We start from the raw sequence: 20,951 nt of genomic DNA, 5'->3' as shown, positions 1-20,951 counted from the left end.
TCGTCTCAGGTAGAGCGCCGGCGTTGTCCGTCGTCAGAAAGAGGTCGGCGCTCCATGCGAGGAGCCCCCTCTGACCGCTTCGCGGCCATCTCCCCCTCGAGTGGGGAGATAAGTCGGCGCTACTGCGCCGAGGGCGTTTCCGCGTCCCCTTCATCGGTAAAGGGCGAGGCGCTCGGCACGCATTGCACGGCCCAGCCCTGGGGGGTCGGCTGCTTCTGATATTCGGTGACGGCGTTGGTGCATTGTTCGCGGGTGTCGAAGGTGCTGGGCAGCACCACCATGCCGCCCTGCGGGCCGGCGATCACCAGATACCAGACCAACGCTACGCTGGGAGTAGCAGCCATGGGAATTCCTCGCTTTGAAATGTCGGAGTCGGGCCGATCCTAGCAACTCCGATGAAGCAACGAAAGCAGCGAGGCGGCACACGGTTTCACCGCTCCGTTCACAGACCCGTGAATAGAGGGGCGCCACGCGTCAGGCACCCAGGTCTTATTCCGGCTGCCGGTAGGCGACGAAGCGGTTGTGCTTGGCCTGGAAGATCAGGCCGGTTTCCTTCAGTTCCGGGCTTGCCAGGGGCACGATGCACCTGGCGATCTCGGACGGATGCGGCAGCGTCTCCGGGTCTTCGCCGGGCATGGCCTGGGCGCGCATTGCGGTGCGGGTCGCGCCCGGATCGGCAGCGTTCACCCTCAGCGGCAGGCTCTCGGTTTCATGCGCCCAGGACCGCATCATCGTTTCGACCGCCGCTTTCGAGGCCGCATAGGGCGCCCAGAAGGCGCGCGCCGAATGCGCGGCGTTGGAGGTGAGAATGATGGCGCGGCCGGCGTCGGAGAGCCTGAGCAGCGGATCGACCGAGCGGATCAGCCGCCAGGTCGCCGTCACGTTGATGGTCATCACCTTCTCGAAGGTCTTGGCCTCGACATGGCCGATCGGCGAGATGACGCCGAGCACGCCGGCATTGGCGACCAGGACATCGAGCTTGCCCCAGCGCTCGTGGATCGCGCCACCCAGCCGGTCGATGCCGGCCATGTCGGCAAGATCGAGCGGCACCAGCGTCGCCTGGCCGCGGCCGTCGGCCTTTATCTGGTCGTCCAGCTCTTCCAGCCCGCCGACCGTGCGCGCCACCGCGATCACATGCGCGCCTGCTGCCGCCAGCTCACTGGCGATGAAATAGCCGATGCCGCGCGAGGCGCCGGTTACGACCGCCACGCGGCCTGAAAGGTCGAGGGTCATGTGAGAGATTCCATAAGGCGCGAGACGGCTCGGCGATGGCAAATGATAGTCCGGGCGCCCTACGCCCCGCCGCTCGCCAGCAGCGACAGCGTGCGCACATTGTCGTGGCCTTCGAAGTCGAGCAGGCGGGTGGGGTACTGTCCCGTGAAGCAGGCGTCGCAGAATTGCGGCTGGTCGTTGTCGCGGCGCGCCTCGCCGACGGCGCGGTAGAGCCCGTCGATCGACAGGAAGCCGAGCGAATCGACGCGGATGAACTCCGCCATCTCCTCGACCGACATGCGCGACGCAAGCAGCTTCGACTTCTCCGGCGTGTCGACGCCGTAGAAGCAGGACGCGCTGGTCGGCGGCGAGGCGATGCGCATATGCACTTCCCTGGCGCCGGCGTCGCGCACCATCTGCACGATCTTCTGGCTGGTGGTGCCGCGAACGATCGAATCGTCGACCAGCACCACGCGCTTGCCCTCGATCATGCGGCGGTTGGCGTTGTGCTTGAGCTTCACGCCCATGTGGCGAATGGAATCGCCTGGCTGGATGAAGGTGCGGCCGACATAATGGTTGCGGATGATGCCGAGCTCGAAGGGAATGCCGGCGGCCTGGGAGAAGCCGATCGCGGCCGGCGTCCCGGAATCCGGCACCGGCACGACGATGTCGGCCTCGACCGGGCTTTCCTGCGCGAGCTCGGCTCCGATGCGCTTCCTCACATCATAGACATTGCGGCCTTCGACCGAGGAATCCGGCCGCGCGAAATAGACATATTCGAAGATGCAGAAGCGCGTCTTCTGCGGCTCGAACGGGAAGATGCTCTCGATGCCCTTCGCGGTGACCACAACCATCTCGCCGGGCTTGATGTCGCGCACGAAGCGGGCGCCGATGATGTCGAGCGCGCAGGTTTCGGAAGCGAGGATCCAGGCGCCGTCGAGGTCGCCAAGCACCAGCGGGCGGATGCCGAGCGGATCGCGGCAGCCGATCATCTTCTTGGCGGTCATCGCCACCAGCGAGAAGGCGCCTTCGACCTGGCGGATCGCATCGATGAAACGCGAATTCAAATCGCGCTCCTTGCTGGTTGCGACCAGATGCAGCAGCGTCTCGGTGTCGGAGGTCGAGGAGAAGATCGAGCCCTGCTTCTGCAGCGCGCGCTGCACGGTGAGCGCGTTGGTGAGATTGCCGTTGTGAGCCACGGCAAGACCGCCTTCCGCGAGCTCGGCGAAGAAAGGCTGGATGTTGCGCAGCCCGGCGCCGCCGGTGGTGGCGTAGCGCGTGTGGCCGATGGCGCGGTTGCCTTGCAGGCTGTCGATGACGCGCTGTTTGGTGAAGGTATCGCCGATCAGGCCGACATGGCGTTCGACATGGAACTGGGTGCCATCATAGGAGACGATGCCGGCCGCTTCCTGGCCGCGATGCTGCAGGGCATGAAGGCCGAGTGTGACGATGGCCGCCGCGTCCTGCCGGCCGAAGATGCCGAACACGCCGCATTCGTCATGAAAATGATCATCGGCCTCGGCGGAAAGGACCTTGCCTTCATCTGCCGTTGAGTCTGCCATCTGGTGCTCAAGCTCCGCTAAAGCCGCCATATAAGGCGATCGCTCGCGGAACGCAACGCACGCTTTCTTGCATTCACAACCGGCACCAGGCCGGCTCGCGATCAGTTTGCCGGCGCTGGAGCCGGGGCGGGCGCTGGCGTGGCCGGCGCCGGCTCGTTGTCGGCGGGCGCCTCGCCCTCGCTATCGTCTGGCGCCGGCGCGTTGTCGTCGCCTGCCGGCGGCTCGGCCGCGGGCTGGTCGGTCGTGGCCGGTGCGCCGGCCTGCGGCGTGCCCTTATGCGTGTATTTGTTGACCAGTTCCTCGGTGTTTTCCGGCAGCACGCTTTCGAGCTTGGCGCCGATCGTCTCCAGCAACGGCCGCGACTTGGCGTTGGCGATCCAGGCAGGCGCCTTGGCGCCGGCCAGCCAGTTGAAGAACAGCAGCGCCACCGCGACCACCAGGATGCCGCGCGCCGCGCCATAGAGGAAGCCGAGCGTGCGGTCGAGCGCGCCGATGCGCGAATCGATGATCCAGTCGGCGAGCTTCATGGTGATGACGGAGACGACGATCAGCGCGATGAGGAAGACGATGCCCGCCGAAGCCGCCATCGCGATCTTGTCGTTGTCGACATAGGGCTGAACATAGGGCAGGACCGGCTTGTAGAAGAAGAAAGCCGCCGCCGCCGCCGCTGCCCAGGAAACCACCGAGAGCACTTCGCGGGAGAAGCCGCGCACCATGGCGAGCATTGCTGAGACCAGGGTGAAGCCGACGAGGATTCCGTCAAGCAGCGTAATCGGCATGGTTCTCGCCCCACTTCCTGTCTTACGGCCCGACGAGCCGCATCACTCCCCGTCGTCGGCACGACCGCGCCGTGAGCCGGCTATGCGCGCCACAAGGTCGGCAAGCTCGGTGGGCTGGAAAGCGCCGGCCCCGATCCCCCCGGCAAGTTCCTCGCTGCCGAGCGGCAGCACCGCGCTTCCAAAACCCAGCTTTTCGGCTTCCTTGAGGCGCTGCTGCGCATGCGCAACCGGCCTCACGGCGCCCGATAGGCTGATTTCGCCGAAATAGACGCAATCGGCGGGAAGGGCAAGACCGGTGAGCGACGAAACCAGCGCCGCGGCGACCGCCAGATCGGCCGCCGGCTCCGAGATCCGGTAGCCGCCGGCGACGTTGAGATAGACGTCGTGCTGGCCGAAGCGCACGCCGCAATGCGCCTCAAGCACGGCGAGCACCATCGACAGCCGCGCGCCGTCCCAGCCGACAACGGCGCGGCGCGGCGTGCCGAGCGAGGAAGGCGCGACAAGCGCCTGGATCTCGACCAGCACCGGCCTCGTGCCTTCCATGCCGGCGAAAACCGCGGCGCCCGGGGACTTTGCGTGGCGCTCGCCGAGGAAAAGCTCGGATGGATTGGAAACCTCGCGCAGCCCCTTGTCCGACATTTCGAACACGCCGATCTCGTCGGTCGGCCCAAAGCGGTTCTTCACCGTGCGCAGGATGCGGAAGTGGTGATTGCCTTCGCCCTCGAAGTAGAGCACGCCGTCGACCATGTGCTCGACGACGCGAGGGCCGGCGATCTGGCCTTCCTTGGTGACATGGCCGACGAGCACGATCGCCGCGCCTGTGGATTTCGCGTAGCGGATCATCGCCTGGGCGGCCGCGCGCACCTGGGTGACGGTGCCCGGCGCCGAATCGGCAAGATCGGTCCACAGCGTCTGGATGGAATCGAGGATGACGAGGTCCGGCCGCTTGCCGTCGGCGATGGTCGCCAGGATGTCCTCGACATTGGTTTCGGCCGCAAGCTCGACCGGCGTCGAGGCGACGCCGAGGCGTTGTGCCCGCAGCCGGATCTGCGCCACCGCTTCCTCGCCCGAGACATAGACGATGCGGTGGCCTTTCGAGGCGAGCGCGGCGGCTGCCTGCGTCAAGAGCGTCGACTTGCCGATGCCGGGATCGCCGCCGACCAGAAGTGCCGAGCCGCGCACGAAGCCGCCGCCGGTGGCGCGGTCGAGCTCGCCGATGCCCGAAACGATGCGCGGCGCGTCCTCGATGTCGCCCGACAGGCTGGTCAGCACCACGGCACGCCCTTTGCGGGCGTTGCGCGTGTTGGCCGGCCCCGAGCCGATGCCACCGGACGTGCCTTCCTCGACCAGCGTGTTCCACTCGCCGCAGGCATCGCATTTGCCGGCCCAGCGCTGATGCACCGAGCCGCAATTCTGGCAGATGAACTGAACGCGCGATTTGGCCATCAGGGATGGCCCAACATTGGATAGGCCGGCGGGACAGCGCCCCCCTCTGTCCTGCCGGACATCTCCCCCTCTAGGGGGGAGATCGGCAGTTTTGCCGACGGCGCCCACCTTGCAACGTCGGCGATTGGCGAAAGCCGATGCGACATCCAATCTCCCCCCTTGAGGGGGAGATGTCCGGCAGGACAGAGAGGGGGGTGACGGAGTGAGACCTGTCTCAAGCTCACTCAAACCTCTCCGGCAGATGATGCTCTTCCGCCAGATCCGAGAACCGCGTGAATTCACCGTGGAAGGCGAGGCTGACGGTGCCGGTCGGTCCGTGGCGCTGCTTGGCGATGATGCACTCGGCCTTGCCGCGCGCCTCGTTCATCTCGTTTTCCCACTTGATGTATTCCTCGGTGCCGAGCTTCGGCTCGCGGTTCTTGAGGTAATATTCCTCGCGATAGACGAACAGCACCACGTCGGCGTCCTGCTCGATGGAGCCGGATTCGCGCAGGTCCGAGAGCTGTGGGCGCTTGTCGTCGCGGCTTTCGACCTGACGCGACAGCTGCGACAGCGCGATGATCGGCACGCCGAGCTCCTTGGCCAGAGCCTTCAGGCCCGTGGTGATCTCGGTGATTTCCTGCACGCGGTTCTGCGAGGCGCGCGCGGAGGAGCCCTGCATCAGCTGGATATAGTCGATGACGATGAGATCGAGACCGCGCTGGCGCTTCAGACGCCGCGCGCGGGCGGAAAGCTGCGCGATCGAGATACCGCCGGTCTGGTCGATGAACAGCGGGATCTTCTGCATCGTCTGCGAGCAGGCGACCAGTTTTTCGAAATCCATCTCGGTGATCTCGCCGCGGCGGATCTTCGAGGACGAGATCTCGGTCTGCTCGGAGATGATGCGGGTGGCCAGCTGCTCCGATGACATTTCGAGCGAGAAGAAGCCGACGACGCCGCCATTGGCGGCCTTGAAGCTGCCATCGGCCTGCTGCGCCGGAACGTAAGCCTCGGCAATGTTGAAGGCGATGTTGGTGGCCAACGAGGTCTTGCCCATGCCCGGACGTCCGGCGAGCACGATCAGGTCGGAGGGCTGCAGGCCGCCCATGCGGCGATCGAGGTCGCGCAGTCCGGTGGCGATGCCCGACAGGTGGCCGTCGCGCATATAGGCGGCGTTGGCCATGTCGACAGCGGTCTTGACCGCATCGTTGAAGCTCTCGAAGCCGCCATCATAGCGGCCGGTTTCGGCAAGCTCGAACAGCCGGCGCTCGGCATCCTCGATCTGGTCGGAGGGCGACATGTCGACCGGCGCGTCATAGGCGATGTTGACCATGTCCTCGCCGACGGTGATCAGCGCGCGGCGCGTCGCAAGGTCGTAGATGGCGCGGCCATAGTCGGTGGCGTTGACGACGGTGACGGCCTCGACGGCGAGGCGCACGACATATTGCGCCACCGTCATGTCGCCGACCTTCTCGTCGGCCGGCAGGAAGGTCTTGAGCGTGATCGGCGTCGCGATCTTGCCCATGCGGATGAGCTCGGCCGCGATCTCGAAGATGCGGCGGTGCAGCGGCTCGTAGAAATGCGCCGGCTTCAAGAAATCGGAAACGCGGTAGAAGGCGTCGTTGTTGACGAGGATGGCGCCGAGCAGCGCCTGCTCGGCCTCGATGTTGTTCGGTGCCTCGCGATAGAGCGGCGTCTCCGCCGCGCCGAATTTCAGTGCCGCCTCTGCCATGATATCCCCGGTTTCGATCCCGCTGTCCTCGATATCAGAACGGGAAGATTCGATGCTGACCTTTCTGCAACACCCTCGGTCCAACCAGCTTGACGCCCCAATGTTCACAGGATCGGCAAACCATCCACAGGACAGTATTCCGGGGGCCCGATTCCGGTTGACTCGGCAAGCGGCGATTCTTAGTTGCAAATATGGAACGAAGCAAGAACATTTCGGGCGCCCGATTGTCGTCGAACGCTCGCTCACAACCGACCAGCCGCATCCGCTCGCGCAGAGAATCGCGGACGTCCTCGGCTGATCGCCAAAGTAGCGAGTTGCTTCTTTTGGGCGTTCACCAACCTTCGAGGTTAGCCGAAATGTCGGTCAAGTCGTCATCCACGGGCGGAGCAAGGAGCGAAGCGACGCGCGCAGACCCGAGGATCCATTCCGTGACCTATAAGCGTCGCGGCGATGCAGAACGGCCCTGTTCTGCGCCGCCTTCATTCTTCGCGCGAGGTCACGGAATGGATCCTCGGGTCTACGCGTCCGCTGCGCTCCCGCTCCGCCCGTGGATGACGAAGTTTCGGGCGCTTCGGCTAATCTCCAAAGTCGCTGTTCCACAAAGGCATCGGCCACATCGACGATGCGTCTTCTCCCGATCGCTCCCTCAGTCCAGCGTGTCGCCCCAGTCCGCCCGCCGCGCAGCCTTGAACAACTCGCCGTCGCGCTTGCTGAACAGGCGCTCGCCGGCGCTGCCGTTCGGTTGGCAGAGTTTTAGCACCACCTTGCCGGAGCCCCCCTTTGGCGGCGCGATCACCCGCGCCGAATGCGCCGGCGCGGGCTGCCGGGAGGCGGCGAGATAGATGAACTTCTCGTCCTCCCATGGCACCTCGGCCTCCTTGACCAGGCGATGCAGGCGCGACCGGGCGACGCGGCGCGCGAAATGACACCAGTCGGGCGGCGCAAGCGGGCAGGGCGCCGCGTGCGGGCAGGGTGCCGAAACATGCGCGCCGGCCGCAATCAGTTGCCGGCGCGCGGCAAGGATGCGCTGCCAGCCGGCGGGCGTGCCGGGCTCGACGATGAGCAATGTGTCGACCGTGAGCCGCCAGAGGCGGTCGATGAGCCTCGGCAGCGATAAAGGCACGATCTCGTCCAGCACATAGGCGGCGCTGACGAGGTCGGCGGGCATGATGCCGTCGAGATCGATGGTGGCGTCGCCGGCGATCCAGTCGGTGCGGGCAGCGATCGCGCCTTCCGCGAGCGCCTGGCCGACCTTGCGCACGGCAGCGCTTGCCTCGACCAGCACCGCCCGTTCCAGCTCAGGCCAGGCGTCAGTCGTGGCCCAAAGCATGGTGCCAGGTCCGGCGCCGACATCGAGCAGGCTCGCCGGCCGGAAGTCGGGGCGGGTCTCGATCAAGGCATCGAGGCTGGCGCGCACGGCGGCATAGGTGGCGGGCAGCCGCGTCGCCAGATAGGCCTTGACGGCCATGTCCTCGCCCATATGCGGGCGGCCGTCGCGCAGCTCGGCGCGGTAGCGCTCCGAGAGCGTCCGCGCCGCCTGTTTCAGCGCCGAAAGCGGCACCTTCTCCAGGAGGCTGTCGACGCCTTGCCGGAGCGGGGCGGGCAGTTCCATTTCAGGCCCCCCTCGGCGCAAGCAGGATGACCGAGGCGCCGACGATGCAGAGCGCGGCGCCGGCCAGATCCCAGCGGTCGGGGCGCACGCCCTCGACCAGCCACAGCCAGCCGAGCGAGGCGGCGATGTAGATGCCGCCATAGGCGGCATAGGCGCGGCCCGCCGCCTCCGTGTCGACCAGCGACAGCAGCAAGGCGAACAGCGCCAGCGAGACGAGGCCGGGGAGAAGCCAGAGCGCCGACTTCTCCAGCCGCCACCACGCCCAGAACGAGAAGCAGCCGGCGATCTCGGCAAGAGCGGCTGCGGTGTAGATGAGGTAGGTCATGAAAAAAGGTCTCGCGAACGAGACCTTTTTCGTGGCGTCAGGCCGCAATGGCAAGCGGCATTGCGCGACTATTCCACCTTCTTGCGGCGGGTCGGCTTGGAGGGCGCCGGCGCCGCCGGCTCCTGGTGGCCGATATCGCGCAGCTCCAGCGCCTTCTCGCATTTGGCCATGTAGTCGCGCGTCATCGGCAGCGTGTCGTTCTTCTTGGCGATCTGGAACTGGAAGATCACCAGGTCCTGCCAGCGGAAGGCGGCCTCGGAAGCGGCGAGATAGAACTCCCACATGCGGCAGAAGCGCTCGTCATAGATCGCTTTCGCCTTGTCGCGGTTGGCGGCGAAGCGCTCGCCCCAATGCTTGAGCGTATCGGCGTAATGCAGCCGCAGGATTTCGATATCGGTGACGACGAGGCCCGACTTCTCGATCGCCGGCATCACCTCCGACATCGCCGGGATGTAGCCGCCCGGGAAAATGTACTTGCGGACGAAGGCACTGGTCGCCCACGGCACGCCGGAACGGCCGATGGTATGGAGCAGCATCACGCCGTCGGGCTTGAGCAGCGTCGCGGCCTTGTCGAAGAAGGTGCGGTAGTGGTTGACGCCGACATGCTCGAACATGCCGACCGAGACGATGCGGTCGAAACGTTCGTTGATGTGGCGATAATCCTTGAGTTCGAAATGCACGCGGTCCTGCAGGCCCTGCGCATGAGCGCGGTCGGTGGCGACGCCATGCTGTTCGGTGGAGAGGGTGACGCCCTGCACGTCGACGTCGAAGACCTTGGCGAGATAGAGGCCCAGCCCGCCCCAGCCGGAGCCGATGTCGAGCACCGTTTGGCCGGCCTTGAGCCTCAGCTTGGCGGCGATGTGTCGCTTCTTGGCAAGCTGCGCCTCGTCGAGCGTCATGTCGGGCTGTTCGAAATAGGCGCAGGAATACTGCATGTCCTCGTCGAGGAAGAGCTTGTAGAGCTCGCCCGAGAGATCGTAGTGGCGTTCGACGTTGCGGCGCGAGCGCGCGGCGGTGTTGATCTGCTGCAGCCGGCGGAAGGCGTGGCGCAGCCCCTCGATCGCCTTCGACCAGGTTACGTCGATGCCGCTCGATCCCATGTTCTGGAACGCGATGCGCATCAGGCCGAGAACGCCGCCCTCGATCACGTCGAGCTCGCCGTCCATATAGGCTTCGGGCACCGCCAGCATCGGATCGAAGGTGATGGCGCGCTCGGCATGCGTGGTCTTGATGTGGATATGCACCGGCTCGCCGCTGCCGTCGCCGAACTTGTGCGTCGCGCCCTTCGGCCCCGTCACCTTGAGGTCGCCGGCGCGCACCAGGCGTTCGAGAACGTGTTTCAACAGGATATTCATGACCAAATGTCCCCTCAGTCGGATCACCCGGTAATCGGACTGGAATGCCAGATCGAAAATGCCACGGCGCCTCGCCCGCGTCCAATCGACGCGCCACGCTGTAATGTGCACAAGATATGGGGTGTCGAAAAGTTCCTTTTGGCACAAAAAAGCCCGGGTCGAAGACCCGGGCGTTGGTCCAGAAATCCTGGACGTCTGCGAACCGAAGCGACGCTTCGGAGGATGTGCCAAATCAGGCCCAGAGATCAGGCGTTCTCTTCGCCGCCTTCGAATTCCGCGTTCGGGTCGAAGAAATTCTCCGGCCGGGCGTTGTCGTTGATGTCCTCGCCATAGATGGCTTCGGCGGTGGTCAGCGTCTCGCCCTTGGCCTGGCGCTCCGCCTCGTCGGCCGAACGGGCGACGTTGAGCGTCACGGTGACCTCGACTTCCGGATGCAGCGCGATCGCCACGTTGGAGAGGCCGATGGTCTTGATCGGCTGGTTGAGCTCGACCTGGTTGCGGTTGACGGTGAAGCCTTCGGCGATCAGCAGATCGGCGATGTCGCGGGTCGACACCGAGCCGTAGAGCTGACCGGTCTCGCCGGCCGAGCGCACCACGATGAAGCTCTTGCCGTCGAGCTTCTCGGCGACCTGCGCGGCCTCCGACTTACGCTCCAGGTTGCGGGCTTCGAGCTGGGCGCGCTGGCCCTCGAACTTCTTCTTGTTGGCTTCGTTGGCGCGCAGCGCCTTGCCCTGCGGCAGCAGGAAATTGCGGGCGAACCCGTCCTTGACCTTGACGGTCTCGCCCATCTGGCCGAGGCGGGAAATGCGCTCGAGGAGAATGACTTCCATGGTTTCGTTCCTTCGGTTGGCGCCGGCCGGAAGGCTGGCGCAATGATCTGGAACAGGTCAGGAAGCTCTTTGCGGCGCTCGCCGCTCTTGTCGCTGTCCTGCCTGTCCTGGCAGTTAGAGGCCATCCGGCCCCAACTCGGGATTTGACTTGAACCGCGCGGCGCCCGTCGCCGTGGGGTGGATGCGGGCGGCAAGCGCCCGCATCGAACTTTCAGGCCTCAGCGAACCACGTAGGGCAGCAGGCCGAGGAAGCGGGCGCGCTTGATCGCCTTGGCGAGCTCGCGCTGCTTCTTCTGGCTGACGGCGGTGATGCGCGAGGGCACGATCTTGCCGCGTTCGGAAATGTAGCGCTGCAGGAGACGCACGTCCTTGTAGTCGATCTTGGGCGCGTTGGCGCCGGAGAACGGGCAGGTCTTGCGGCGGCGATGGAACGGACGCCGGGTCGGGATCTGGTTGATGTCGACCATTATTCTGCACCTCCTTCAACGCCTTCGCGCGGACGGCGCGGGCCACGGTCGCCGCCTTCGCGGTCGCCGAACGAACGCGGGCCGCGGTCGCGGTCGCCGAACGAACGCGGGCCACGGTCGCGGTCGCCGAAGCCGCCGCGCTCGGAGCGCTCTTCGCGCTTCTGCATCATCGCCGATGCGCCTTCCTCATGCGCTTCCACCTTGATGGTGAGGAAGCGAAGGACGTCTTCCGACAGGCCCATCTGGCGCTCCATTTCGTTGAGCGCGGCCGGCGGGCAGGTGATGTCCATCAGCGTGTAGTAAGCCTTCCGGTTTTTCTTGACCCGGTAGGTGAGGGACTTCAGTCCCCAGTTCTCGATCCGGCCGACCGATCCGCCATTCGCCGTGATGACGCCCTTGTACTGTTCGACAAGCGCATCAACCTGCTGCTGCGACAGGTCCTGCCGGGCAAGAAACACATGTTCGTAAAGAGCCATTATGTTTAAGTGCCTTTCTTCGTTTCTCTCACCGGCCCTCGCGGCTAAGCCTCTGCAACTTGTCTGACCCGATCGCGAAAGAGCGGGGAAGAAAGGAGCATCACGAGACGGTCGAGAGCGGAGACACGGGAGGCTGGAAGCCTTTCCGGCTTCGTGTCGCGACCTTTGAAAAGGCCGCGGCCCTCCGTTCAGCCCCCAGCAAGGACCGGCAGATTGCGCGGGTCTATATAGCAATTCGCCAGGAAGGCAAGGCCCGGCCTGCGTCGCCGATGCCGCGGACCTGCGAACCGGCCGTTTCGTTTATACGCGCCAGGCAAGTCTGCCTTAACCATCAAATGCGTTGTTTTCTCAAGCAGCGCCAAGGTGCTCCTGGTTTATTAACATCTTCGTATCTAATGGAATTCATTGCGAAATGCGGCCAATGGGGGCGGTTTTGGCTTTGCATAAAGATTTCTGGCGCTCGAGGAGCGGCAATTTCGCGTTGGTGCTGGCCTTGGGCGTGCCGGCGATCCTGGCCGCGGTGGCGTTTGCCACCGATGTCTCGACGCTGATGCGGGCCAAGAGCAATCTTCAGAACGCTCTCGACGCTGCGAACCTCGCCTCCTCGCATCTCGGCGATGCGGACGTGACCCGCAACGACGTCTTCAACCGCTACTTCCAGGCCAATATCGCCACCCGCGGCGAATTGTCGAATGCCCAGGCGACGCTGACCGTCGACAAGGGCGTCAGCTACGTGAAGACCAAGGCGATCGCCAGCGCCGACGTGAACCTCAACTTCGCGTTCCTGTTCGGCAGCGAACGGCATATCAGCGTCGACGCAGGCGCAGTCGAATCCAACAACCAGTTGGAAGTGGTGTTGGTGCTGGACAACACCGGCTCGATGGCCGGCGCCCGCATCACCGCGCTGCGGCAGGCGACGACGTCCGTGCTCGACTATCTCGAAGCGGTCAAATCGCCGACCCGTCCCGTGCACGCGTCGCTGGTGCCCTTCGTCACCGCCGTCAACGTCAACGGTCCCGAATTCGACCCGGCCTGGATCGACATGGACGGCCAGTCCTCGACCAACGGCGTCAATTTCGAGCCTGTCGACGGCAAGCGTCCCGACCATATGACGCTGTTCAAGGAGCTCGAGGAAGACGTGCCGGTGTCGAAGCGCACCGGCTGGAATGGCACAGGCTGGAAAGGCTGCGTCGAGGCGAGGCCGGGCGCACTGAACATCGCCGATGCGCCGCCGGATCCGTCGAAGCCCGACAGCTTGTTCGTGCCCTATTTCGCGCCCGACGATCCCGACGTCGCCAAGAGGCCGTCCGCCGCCTACGGCAATTCCGCGGCCAGCTACAACAACTCCTATCTCGACGACACCGTCGACGATGTGAAGTTGTCGCAATCGAAGACCAAGCTCGTCGGCAAAAATGCTGAAAAGGTTGCCAAGTACCCGGCTTCGACCAACAAGCTGATCACCGAGGCCGGCAGCACGATCACCATCGGCCCGAACCGCGCCTGCCCGACGCCTATCGTTCCGTTGACCGACGACTTCGACAAGCTGCGCCAGGCCGCCGCCCAGATGACCGAGTGGAACGGCTCCGGCACCAATGTTTCGGAAGGGCTGGCCTGGGGTCAGCGGGTGCTGTCGCCGCAGCCGCCCTATACCGACGCCACACCGTACAAGACGCCGGGCGTCACCAAGGTGGTGATGCTTTTGACCGACGGCGAGAACGTCGTCTACGGCGCCAGCAACACGCCGCAGAAATCGGACTACACCTCCTACGGTTATCTCGCCAGCGGCCGTTTCGGTTCGAGCAATCAGGCGGCGGCGGCGCGCAACGTCGACGGTTGGACGAAGGATGTCTGCACGCAGCTGAAGAGCCAGGGCGTGCAGATTTACACCATGGTGCTGCAGGCCGACACGGCGGCCAACCGCTCGCTCTACAGCGCCTGCGCTTCCGACCCGAGCGACTATTACGCCGTCGAGGACCCGGCCAAGCTGCCCAACGTCTTCCAGACGATCGCCCACAAGTTCTCCAGGTTGCAGCTCACCAACTGACGAGGCTTGGCGCCGCGGCATGAGAACACTCGTGGCGGAACGGGGCCTGCCGCGTCCCTTCTGTGAGGCCGTACGGCGAACAGGGCCAGACTTCCGGACAGATCGATGCTTTTGCCGGCGCTATCGGCACCGAACGCTGCCCCGGCCGACACGACAAGTCAGATCCTGCGGAGCGCTTCAGCGGGCAGAAGACGCGTGGCGCGCCAAGCCGGGTAGAGTGCGCCGAGCGGGCCGGCGATGAAGACGAAGATCAGCGCCTGGGCGATCGACCAGCCTGACAGATAAGGCACGATCAGCCCCGCCGCGAACCTTGTCTTCGCCGCCGCTTCCATGGTCAGGGCGCCGAGAACGATGCCGATAACGCCGCCGGCTGCGCTCATGAAGACGCCTTCGATGAGGATGAGCCGAAGAATCCGCCGCGGCGCCCAGCCAAGCGCCGCCAGAACACCAATCTCGAACGTCCGTTCGTTCACGGCCATCAGCAGCGTGTTGGCGACCGCAACCGAGGCCATCGCCATGACGACCAGCGAAATCGTGCGGGCGATCGCCCGAAGCAGATCGAAGATGCGGATGCTGTTGGCGAACTGCTCGGTGTCGCCGACCACGAATCCCGGCGCGGCTGCAACGAGCCGGGTGCGGGCAGCGGCGATGCCGTCGGCGTCGAGCGGGCGCTTCAGTCTCACCTCGAACAAGGTAAAGGCGTCCTCCCGCGACAGGAGCTGCTGCAGCCCCTCGAGCGGAACGATGGCGCTGTTCTGGTTCAGCATGGACGAGAACGACGCGATGCCGACGATCCGATAGGGCTGGAACTGCAGCTCGACGGTATCGCCGACCCGCTTGTCCAATGCGCCGGCGATCGATTGGCCGAGGATCACCGGCCACTGGTCCCCCGGCACAGGGAGCCGCCCCGCTACGAGCGGCACGTCTTTCCACAGGAAGCTGCCGCTTGGCCAGCCGGCCATGACGATATTGGCGTCCTCGTCGGCGGTGGTGATGTTGAGGAGAACGCCCGACACCGCCTCGACATTCGGCACCGCCGAAAGCGCCGGGCCGAGCGCTCTGGGCACGGTGCTGCTCACCAAATTGAAGGTGCTGCGCTGGCTAACCACCAGATCCGCGCCGTTCTCATCGATTCCCGACGCAAATGAGCGCTGGACGCCGGCGGTCAGGCCGGTAAGCGCCACGAAGCCGGCGACCGCCAAGGCGATGCCGAGCACCGTGAGCAAAGTGCGCAGCGGACGTGCGATGAGACCGCGCAAGGGCAGGGTCAGCTCCGTCATGGGCTAGCCGATCCGCGATGCCGGTGCGGGCGCTGAGATTGCCGCCATCCGGCTGTCCGAGCGGATGCGGCCATCCGAGATCTCGACCCGCCGTCCGCACAATGCGGCCACGTCCTCGTCATGGGTCACCACGATCACTGCGGTCCCGAATTCGCGATGCGCATTGCCGATGATGTCCATGACGGATTGGCTTGTCTGCACGTCGAGGCTTCCTGTCGGCTCGTCGGCAAGAAGAAGCTTCGGACGGTTGGCAAGCGCCCGCGCAATGGCAAGCCGCTGGCGTTCGCCGCCCGAAAGCTCGGCCGGCCGCAGCGCAGCGCGATCGGCAAGACCGAAATGCGCCAGAAGTTCCAGCGCGCGAGCGCGACGCTGCTGCGCTCCGCCGAGGTTTCCCAGCAGAGCCACCTCGATGTTCTCGCGCGCCGACAAGGAGGGGAGCAGGCAGAAGTTCTGGAAGACGATGCCTATCCTGCTGGCCCGGACCGCTGCCCACGCAGCACTTCCATTGACGGCCCGTCCTTCGAACCGAACTTCGCCGCGGGTCGGCCGGTCGAGCCCGCAGACCAGGTTCAGGATCGTCGATTTGCCGCTGCCGCTGCGGCCGACAATCGCGACGGTCTCGTCATTCCCGATCGCGAGCGACACGTCGTCAACGGCGACGATGCGGCCGCCGTCAAAATCGCGGCCGACATTGCTCAATTCGACGAGGAAGGACATGAGCGCCGGCGAGGAGTCATACCCGGCCTTTCCTGAGATCGACGACAAGCGCGGGGATCGAGCCGCCATTGCCGGCGAGGATCTGGCTGATGCGGTCCCGCTGCCGCACGGTCACCGACCCGCCGTCGACAAAGACATCGCCGATACAGAGTTGCCCGCGGCAGCGGCGGACACGCCAGTCCACGGATGTTGGGCCGTGGAGCCGCCGGCGGAATTCGCTGCGCACCAGTGTGTCGCCGTTGGCCAGAGTCTTTGTGCCGAGCACGGTGAAAGTCTTGTCCTGCGTCCGCTCCAGCTTGTCGGCCAGCCCGTGTGCGATGGCATAAAGAAGCGCATCGACCACCGCGGCGCGGTCGTCCGCGCTCGCGCTGCGCCAACGCGTCCCGAGCACGGCTTGGGCAATTCCCTTTCCGTCGAAGGCCGCTGAGATCGAGCGGAGCTGCGCCTCGGCGGGACCGCCGTGCCCGAGCACGAGCGCCGCCTGGCGCACGGTCTCAACCAGCTTGACCGCATCGCCCTGCTCGTCGGCAACCGCCGAAGGGGCGCAGATGCTGAGCAACAGAGGGACGAGCAACAGCCGGGCCAAACCTGCCCAGCTTGCGTATGACCATAGGCCTGCCGTCATGATGCCATGTCATCCAATGCGCGGTTGGCTGTCAATATTGACAGTCCCGGGAGGCAGCGCAGGCACATGCCCGAAATTGGAAGCGAGCGGTTCGAGGCGGGCTAAGCGCGCTTTCTGCCCTTCCGTCAGGTCGGGATGGCGGTTGCGCGGCTGTTTGCCGAACGTCGCGGCGACTTGCAGCATGCGCTCCTCGCAGCCGTGGGAGAATGGCAAGCCCAGTTCGCGGTAGATCCGCTTCATCTCGCCCATCGGATCGGCAATCAGATCCTGTAGCCTCACCTCGGCGAGGTCGGCGGCTGGAATCCGGGTTCTATCAGCCAGATAGTGCATCTCCGTCGCGAGATATTCGCGGGCGATGATCTCTTCCTGCTCGTGCTCGGGCAGCGGCGGCTGCAGGGCGAACGCACGCTGCAACTCGCGCGTCAGAACAAGGTTGGACCGGAACACCGCTTCCGGCGAACGCGAGATGTGGACAAACTTGGCGCCAGGGAACAGCTCCAAAAGGTGGCGGACGCGCGCCGTGTGGCTCGGCGACTTGAGCAGAAGTCGCCGCCCTCCGGCGACGAGCGTGAGCTTCTGGACGAAGGCGAACTGATGTGAGCGCCAACGGCTCAGCTCTTGCGCCGAGAGCGAGTCGAGATCCTGATATCGATTGAAGAAGGCTTGCCGGCGGGGAAGCACGGCGCGCCCCGCCAGGATCGACATTCCACCCAGATTGTTCAATGCGAAGTCGTCCTCCGCCGGCAGCCTGGCGCCAACCGGCACGACCGCGTCGAGGCGCGTCAACGGCAGCAAGGGCACGAAAAGATAGCGCAGCAAGGCCCAGCCAAGGACGAATGTCTGAGGCGCCAGGACCTGCGGCCAGCCCGGCGATCTCAGGTCCGGGTCCGCCGACAGCAGGTTCTGCAAAAAAGTCGTCCCGGAGCGGAAGTAGCCAAGAACGAACACAGGCGCGTTATCCGGTTCCATCTGGGGAGGCCGCAGCCGCAGCCATGCCCCAAGGATCACGCGCTCCGGCAGGGAGGCGATCGTGTTGATGCCCGAAATCAGAAGCAGGAGCACCAGACGCGGCCAATAAACGGGAGGTAACCGGCCTTCCGCACGCCATAGGACGCGCAACACGGCGTCAAGAGGTGCCACACACATGAAGTGCGGATACGGCAAGTAGGGCACCAGCCGACGGGCTGCGAAAGCACGGACGCGGTGCCGGATGGCGTTCGACTTCATCAGGCAGTCCGGAACATCATGGTCTCGGTGGTCAATCCCGGCCCGAACGCCATGCCGCAGCCGAGCAAGCCCGACGGCTCCTTCAGCATTTCGGCCATCGCGAACATTACGGTGGCCGACGACATGTTGCCGTATTGCCGGAGCACTTCGCGCGATGCGGCGAGCGCGGCCGGCTTCAGTTCGAGTGCCCGCTCGACTGCGTCGAGCACCGAGCGGCCGCCGGGATGCACCGCCCACAAATCGATCTCCTTGGCGGGCCTGCCGCCGAGGATGGCCGGATGCTCGTTGCGCAGCGTCTCACGGACGGCACCGGGAACCTGGCCGGACAGCACCATGTCAAAGCCGTCGTCGCGGATATTCCAGCTCATCAGCTCCTTGCGCTCCGCTGCCACGATCGCGTGGAAGCTTTCGAGCAGGATGCCGTGCGGCTCGGCTGTCACCAGCGAGGCCGCGCAACCGTCGCCCCATAGACAGAACGAGATCAGCTTCTCGAGCTCCGTGGCTTCTTTGAAGTGCAGCGTGCACAATTCGATGTTGACGATCAGCACGCGGGCCTTCGGATCCGATCGCACGATGTGGCGCGACAGCTTCAAGGCGTTGATGGCGGCATAGCATCCCATGAAGCCGATGATGGTGCGCTCGACCGACGTCGACAGGCCGCATCGCTGCACCAGCTCCAGGTCGATGCCGGGCGCCGAAAAGCCGGTGCAGCTCGTCACGATCAAATGCGTGATCTGCGAGCGCTCGTCGTTGGCCAGAAGTCTGTCGACGGCCCGTTGCGCGAGCTCCGGTGCGGCGGCTTCGTACATCCGCATACGCATTGCGGTGCTGGCGAACGAGCCTCTGACCGAGGTTCCGTCGCGGTCGATTGCCCCGCCGCGCGGATCGTCGGCAGGCGCAAAGCAGGAATAGCGATGCTCGATCCCGGCCAGGGCGACCATTCGCTCGAAGAGCGCAAGGCGCTGCGCATCGTTTTCAAGCAGCGAGGCTCCATAGCCGAGGAAGAACCGATGCACGTCATGTTCGGGGACACACGTGGCAATGCCGTTCAGATACGCTTGAGGGGACAAAATAGCTCCGAGAATGAGCCCAATCGGGTCTCAAATGAGCGCAATCAGGCTCATAAGAGGTCTGCGAATTGGAGAAGTGTTCCTAAGGTAAACGCCTGCATAGAGCATTTTATTGCGCGGTGCCGATATTTCTCATTAGCAAACTGTGATATCAGCCTCCGGTCTCGCATGAAGGGACCGACTTTCTTCGCTATCCGGGTTGGCCTCAAATGCGGGTTCCGCGACTCAGCAGCGCGCGGCCATGAAGGTACGACCGAATTCTATTTGCCGGATTGCCGGCTGAAGCCTAGATTTCCGATCCATCGCATGACCGACATAGACATCCGGCATCTGGAGCCAGAACTCCTCGACGGCCTCCCGGCTGACGATCCCCGTGCGATTGCATCCCGTCGTGATCTCGTTCGCATCAATGCATTGATGTTCCAGGCCAGGATCATGGCATCGCTGATGCGGCAAAACGTGCAAAAGCCGCCATTGCGCATCCTCGAAATAGGCGCCGGCGACGGAAAGTTCATGCTGGCGGTGGCGCGGCTGATGGCGCGCCATTGGCCCGACGTCGAGATCGTCATGGTCGACAGGATCGGCCTGATAAGCGAGGACTTGCGCAGCTCCTTCGCTGAATTGGGCTGGCGGGCGCAGCCCGTGACCGCGGATCTGTTCGATTGGACCCAGGACAGGCCCTTCGACCTTGTTTGCGCCAACCTTATCCTCCACCACTTCGACGACATGCGTCTGCAGGAGCTGTTTTCTCGGATGATGACGATGGCCCCGATGCTGGTCGCCACGGAGCCGTTGAGAGCCAAGGTGCCGCTTGTGGCGACACGGTTCCTGCGATTGATCGGCGCCTGCGCGGTGACGCTGAATGATGCAGCGCAAAGTGTGCGCGCCGGTTTTCGCGGCACGGAACTTTCACAATTGTGGCAACTGTCGGGTGGAACGCCCGTGATGGAGGGCCGCAGAGGCCTGTTTACGCAAGGATTTGTCGGCGCCAGCATGCCCGACACGAAATGATGCACGACGCAATTGTCATCGGTGCCGGCCCTGCCGGAAGTTCCACCGCCATTGCACTCGCCCAACATGGTTGGTCGGTGGCAATGGTGGAGAAGGTGGTATTTCCTCGCCGCAAGGTCTGCGGCGAATTCATGTCGGGCACCAGCCTTGCCTTGCTCGATCAACTGGGCGTCGGCGAGAGCTGGCGCGCGGAAGCCGGCCCTGAAATAAGGCGCGTCGGGTTCTTTTCGGGCGATGTCTCGGCTCAGGCGCGAATGCCGGGCGCCAAGACGGGTCTCGGCCGCGCGCTCGGCCGCGATCGTCTGGACACCATCCTGCTACAGGCCGCCGAACGTGCGGGTGTCGAGATACTCCAGCCTTGCAAGGCAGTCGCTGTCCGCCGGCGCGATGACTTGCAATTTCTGACTGTGGAGTCGGACCAGCAACAGAAGCTGCTCAGCACACCTGTCATCATTGCCGCGCACGGATCCTGGGAAACCGGGAAACTTCCGAGCCAGCTTGAAAGAACCAGCCAACCCTCCGACCTTTTCGGCTTCAAGGCGCATTTTACCGGCGCCGCACTGGCGCCCGATCTGATGCCGCTGCTGGTATTCCCGGGCGGATATGGCGGGATGGTAACTGCGGACCATGGCCGGGTTTCAATCTCCTGCTGTATCCGCCGCGATGTTCTATCCGGGCTGCGCCGGCGCTTTGGAAATATTGCCGCCGCGGATGCGGTATCGCGCCACGTCCTGGACTCGTGCCGAGGCGTGCGAACTGCGCTGGCAGGTGCCGAATTGGATGGCCCATGGCTGGCTGCGGGGCCGATTCATCCCGGCATCCGGGCCGGCTACGATCAGGGCATCTTCCGTGTCGGCAATATCGCGGGCGAATCGCATCCTGTCATCGCCGAAGGGATTTCGATGGCGCTGCAATCGGGCTGGCTGCTTGCGCGAGAACTGATCGCATCGGGCAAAGGTCACGAGGACCGCGACGCCGCCGGGCGTCGCTACGAACGCGAATGGCGTCGGCAATTCTCGACCCGTCTGCGTGCCGCGGCCTTGATTGCCAAAATCGCGCTTGGGCCAGGTGGCGCGTCGGCCATGCGCGCCGTGATCAAGAATTTTCCGGCCGCTTTGACGCTTGGCGCTCGGCTGAGTGGAAAGGTCCAGCCCGTTCCGGGCTTTTGACTTTCAGTGCGTTTCACCGTTTCACGGAAACGG

At 64.7% G+C, this 20,951-nt stretch carries 21 protein-coding genes; 4 read left to right on the top strand and 17 right to left on the bottom strand.

What is annotated here, in order from left to right:
* Nucleotides 1-119 precede the first annotated feature (119 nt).
* The 12 genes from FJ425_RS25975 to rpsF form a co-directional block, all read right to left on the bottom strand.
* Nucleotides 120-344 (bottom strand): hypothetical protein, encoded by a 225-nt coding sequence (locus tag FJ425_RS25975; RefSeq protein WP_027165524.1) that lies wholly within the window; start codon nucleotides 342-344, stop codon nucleotides 120-122.
* A 145-nt stretch (nucleotides 345-489) separates the two neighbouring features.
* The gene (locus FJ425_RS25970) at nucleotides 490-1,233 is read right to left on the bottom strand and encodes an SDR family NAD(P)-dependent oxidoreductase (protein ID WP_140636066.1); all 744 of its coding nucleotides are present in this window, start codon (nucleotides 1,231-1,233) and stop codon (nucleotides 490-492) included.
* A gap of 59 nt (nucleotides 1,234-1,292) precedes the next feature.
* Complete coding sequence (gene purF, locus FJ425_RS25965; protein ID WP_095766993.1) at nucleotides 1,293-2,774, bottom strand: amidophosphoribosyltransferase; 1,482 nt, start codon at nucleotides 2,772-2,774, stop codon at nucleotides 1,293-1,295.
* Between the two features lie 101 nt (nucleotides 2,775-2,875).
* Nucleotides 2,876-3,553 (bottom strand): CvpA family protein, encoded by a 678-nt coding sequence (locus FJ425_RS25960; protein WP_140636064.1) that lies wholly within the window; start codon nucleotides 3,551-3,553, stop codon nucleotides 2,876-2,878.
* 42 nt (nucleotides 3,554-3,595) lie between these two features.
* Nucleotides 3,596-4,999 (bottom strand): DNA repair protein RadA, encoded by a 1,404-nt coding sequence (gene radA, locus FJ425_RS25955; protein WP_095766995.1) that lies wholly within the window; start codon nucleotides 4,997-4,999, stop codon nucleotides 3,596-3,598.
* Between the two features lie 220 nt (nucleotides 5,000-5,219).
* On the bottom strand, nucleotides 5,220-6,710 hold the full coding sequence (locus FJ425_RS25945; RefSeq protein WP_095766996.1) for a replicative DNA helicase: 1,491 nt from the start codon (nucleotides 6,708-6,710) through the stop codon (nucleotides 5,220-5,222).
* 646 nt (nucleotides 6,711-7,356) lie between these two features.
* Complete coding sequence (locus tag FJ425_RS25940) at nucleotides 7,357-8,322, bottom strand: small ribosomal subunit Rsm22 family protein (protein ID WP_140726936.1); 966 nt, start codon at nucleotides 8,320-8,322, stop codon at nucleotides 7,357-7,359.
* Between the two features lies 1 nt (nucleotide 8,323).
* Entirely contained in the window at nucleotides 8,324-8,647 is a 324-nt protein-coding gene (locus FJ425_RS25935; protein ID WP_140636060.1) for a YnfA family protein, read from the bottom strand.
* Nucleotides 8,648-8,715: 68 nt separating this feature from the next.
* Nucleotides 8,716-10,002, bottom strand: a complete 1,287-nt coding sequence (locus FJ425_RS25930) for a cyclopropane-fatty-acyl-phospholipid synthase family protein (RefSeq protein ID WP_140636058.1) — start codon at nucleotides 10,000-10,002, stop codon at nucleotides 8,716-8,718.
* A gap of 245 nt (nucleotides 10,003-10,247) precedes the next feature.
* Nucleotides 10,248-10,832, bottom strand: coding sequence for a 50S ribosomal protein L9 (gene rplI, locus FJ425_RS25925; RefSeq protein ID WP_095767000.1), 585 nt, complete (start codon nucleotides 10,830-10,832; stop codon nucleotides 10,248-10,250).
* A gap of 218 nt (nucleotides 10,833-11,050) precedes the next feature.
* Nucleotides 11,051-11,299 (bottom strand): 30S ribosomal protein S18, encoded by a 249-nt coding sequence (gene rpsR / locus FJ425_RS25920; protein WP_006203718.1) that lies wholly within the window; start codon nucleotides 11,297-11,299, stop codon nucleotides 11,051-11,053.
* Nucleotides 11,299-11,775: a 30S ribosomal protein S6 gene (gene rpsF / locus FJ425_RS25915; protein ID WP_140636056.1), complete on the bottom strand. Its 477-nt coding sequence runs from the start codon at nucleotides 11,773-11,775 to the stop codon at nucleotides 11,299-11,301. The genes rpsR and rpsF overlap by 1 nt, the downstream gene beginning before the upstream one ends.
* A 433-nt stretch (nucleotides 11,776-12,208) precedes the next feature.
* On the opposite strand from rpsF, the gene FJ425_RS25910 reads away from it, so the two are divergent.
* On the top strand, nucleotides 12,209-13,819 hold the full coding sequence (locus FJ425_RS25910) for a pilus assembly protein (RefSeq protein ID WP_140636054.1): 1,611 nt from the start codon (nucleotides 12,209-12,211) through the stop codon (nucleotides 13,817-13,819).
* Nucleotides 13,820-13,977: 158 nt separating this feature from the next.
* Here the strand turns inward: FJ425_RS25910 and FJ425_RS25905 are convergent, their stop codons facing one another.
* Nucleotides 13,978-15,099 carry an ABC transporter permease gene (locus FJ425_RS25905; RefSeq protein ID WP_140700177.1) on the bottom strand — a complete coding sequence of 374 codons (1,122 nt, stop codon included), beginning with the start codon at nucleotides 15,097-15,099 and terminating at the stop codon, nucleotides 13,978-13,980.
* A gap of 3 nt (nucleotides 15,100-15,102) precedes the next feature.
* Entirely contained in the window at nucleotides 15,103-15,279 is a 177-nt protein-coding gene (locus tag FJ425_RS32205; RefSeq protein WP_224627788.1) for a hypothetical protein, read from the bottom strand.
* On the opposite strand from FJ425_RS32205, the gene FJ425_RS32200 reads away from it, so the two are divergent.
* A complete protein-coding gene (locus tag FJ425_RS32200; RefSeq protein ID WP_246673611.1) occupies nucleotides 15,256-15,852 on the top strand; it encodes a hypothetical protein in 597 nt (198 codons plus the stop codon). The two genes, FJ425_RS32205 and FJ425_RS32200, sit on opposite strands and share 24 nt — an antisense overlap.
* Here FJ425_RS32200 and FJ425_RS25895 read toward each other — a convergent pair.
* Genes FJ425_RS25895 through FJ425_RS25885 form a run of 3 tightly spaced genes read right to left on the bottom strand, consistent with a single transcriptional unit; the run spans nucleotide 15,833 to nucleotide 18,609 of the window.
* On the bottom strand, nucleotides 15,833-16,402 hold the full coding sequence (locus FJ425_RS25895) for an ABC transporter substrate-binding protein (protein ID WP_181176052.1): 570 nt from the start codon (nucleotides 16,400-16,402) through the stop codon (nucleotides 15,833-15,835). The genes FJ425_RS32200 and FJ425_RS25895 overlap by 20 nt on opposite strands.
* Before the next feature lie 48 nt (nucleotides 16,403-16,450).
* Nucleotides 16,451-17,668 (bottom strand): sulfotransferase, encoded by a 1,218-nt coding sequence (locus FJ425_RS25890; RefSeq protein WP_140726933.1) that lies wholly within the window; start codon nucleotides 17,666-17,668, stop codon nucleotides 16,451-16,453.
* Complete coding sequence (locus FJ425_RS25885) at nucleotides 17,668-18,609, bottom strand: type III polyketide synthase (RefSeq protein WP_246678006.1); 942 nt, start codon at nucleotides 18,607-18,609, stop codon at nucleotides 17,668-17,670. The genes FJ425_RS25890 and FJ425_RS25885 overlap by 1 nt, the downstream gene beginning before the upstream one ends.
* Here FJ425_RS25885 and FJ425_RS32195 point away from each other — a divergent pair.
* Nucleotides 18,583-19,749, top strand: a complete 1,167-nt coding sequence (locus tag FJ425_RS32195) for a class I SAM-dependent methyltransferase (protein WP_246678004.1) — start codon at nucleotides 18,583-18,585, stop codon at nucleotides 19,747-19,749. The two genes, FJ425_RS25885 and FJ425_RS32195, sit on opposite strands and share 27 nt — an antisense overlap.
* Complete coding sequence (locus FJ425_RS25875) at nucleotides 19,746-20,918, top strand: NAD(P)/FAD-dependent oxidoreductase (protein WP_140726930.1); 1,173 nt, start codon at nucleotides 19,746-19,748, stop codon at nucleotides 20,916-20,918. Before FJ425_RS32195 ends, FJ425_RS25875 begins: the two co-directional genes overlap by 4 nt.
* The last annotated feature ends 33 nt before the right edge of the window (nucleotides 20,919-20,951 follow it).

Origin of the sequence: Mesorhizobium sp. B2-7-2 (assembly GCF_006440775.1) — a bacterium.
Lineage (GTDB): Bacteria > Pseudomonadota > Alphaproteobacteria > Rhizobiales > Rhizobiaceae > Mesorhizobium.
The sequence above is the reverse complement of the archived record's forward strand: the minus strand, read 5'-3'. Positions and strand labels throughout refer to the sequence as shown.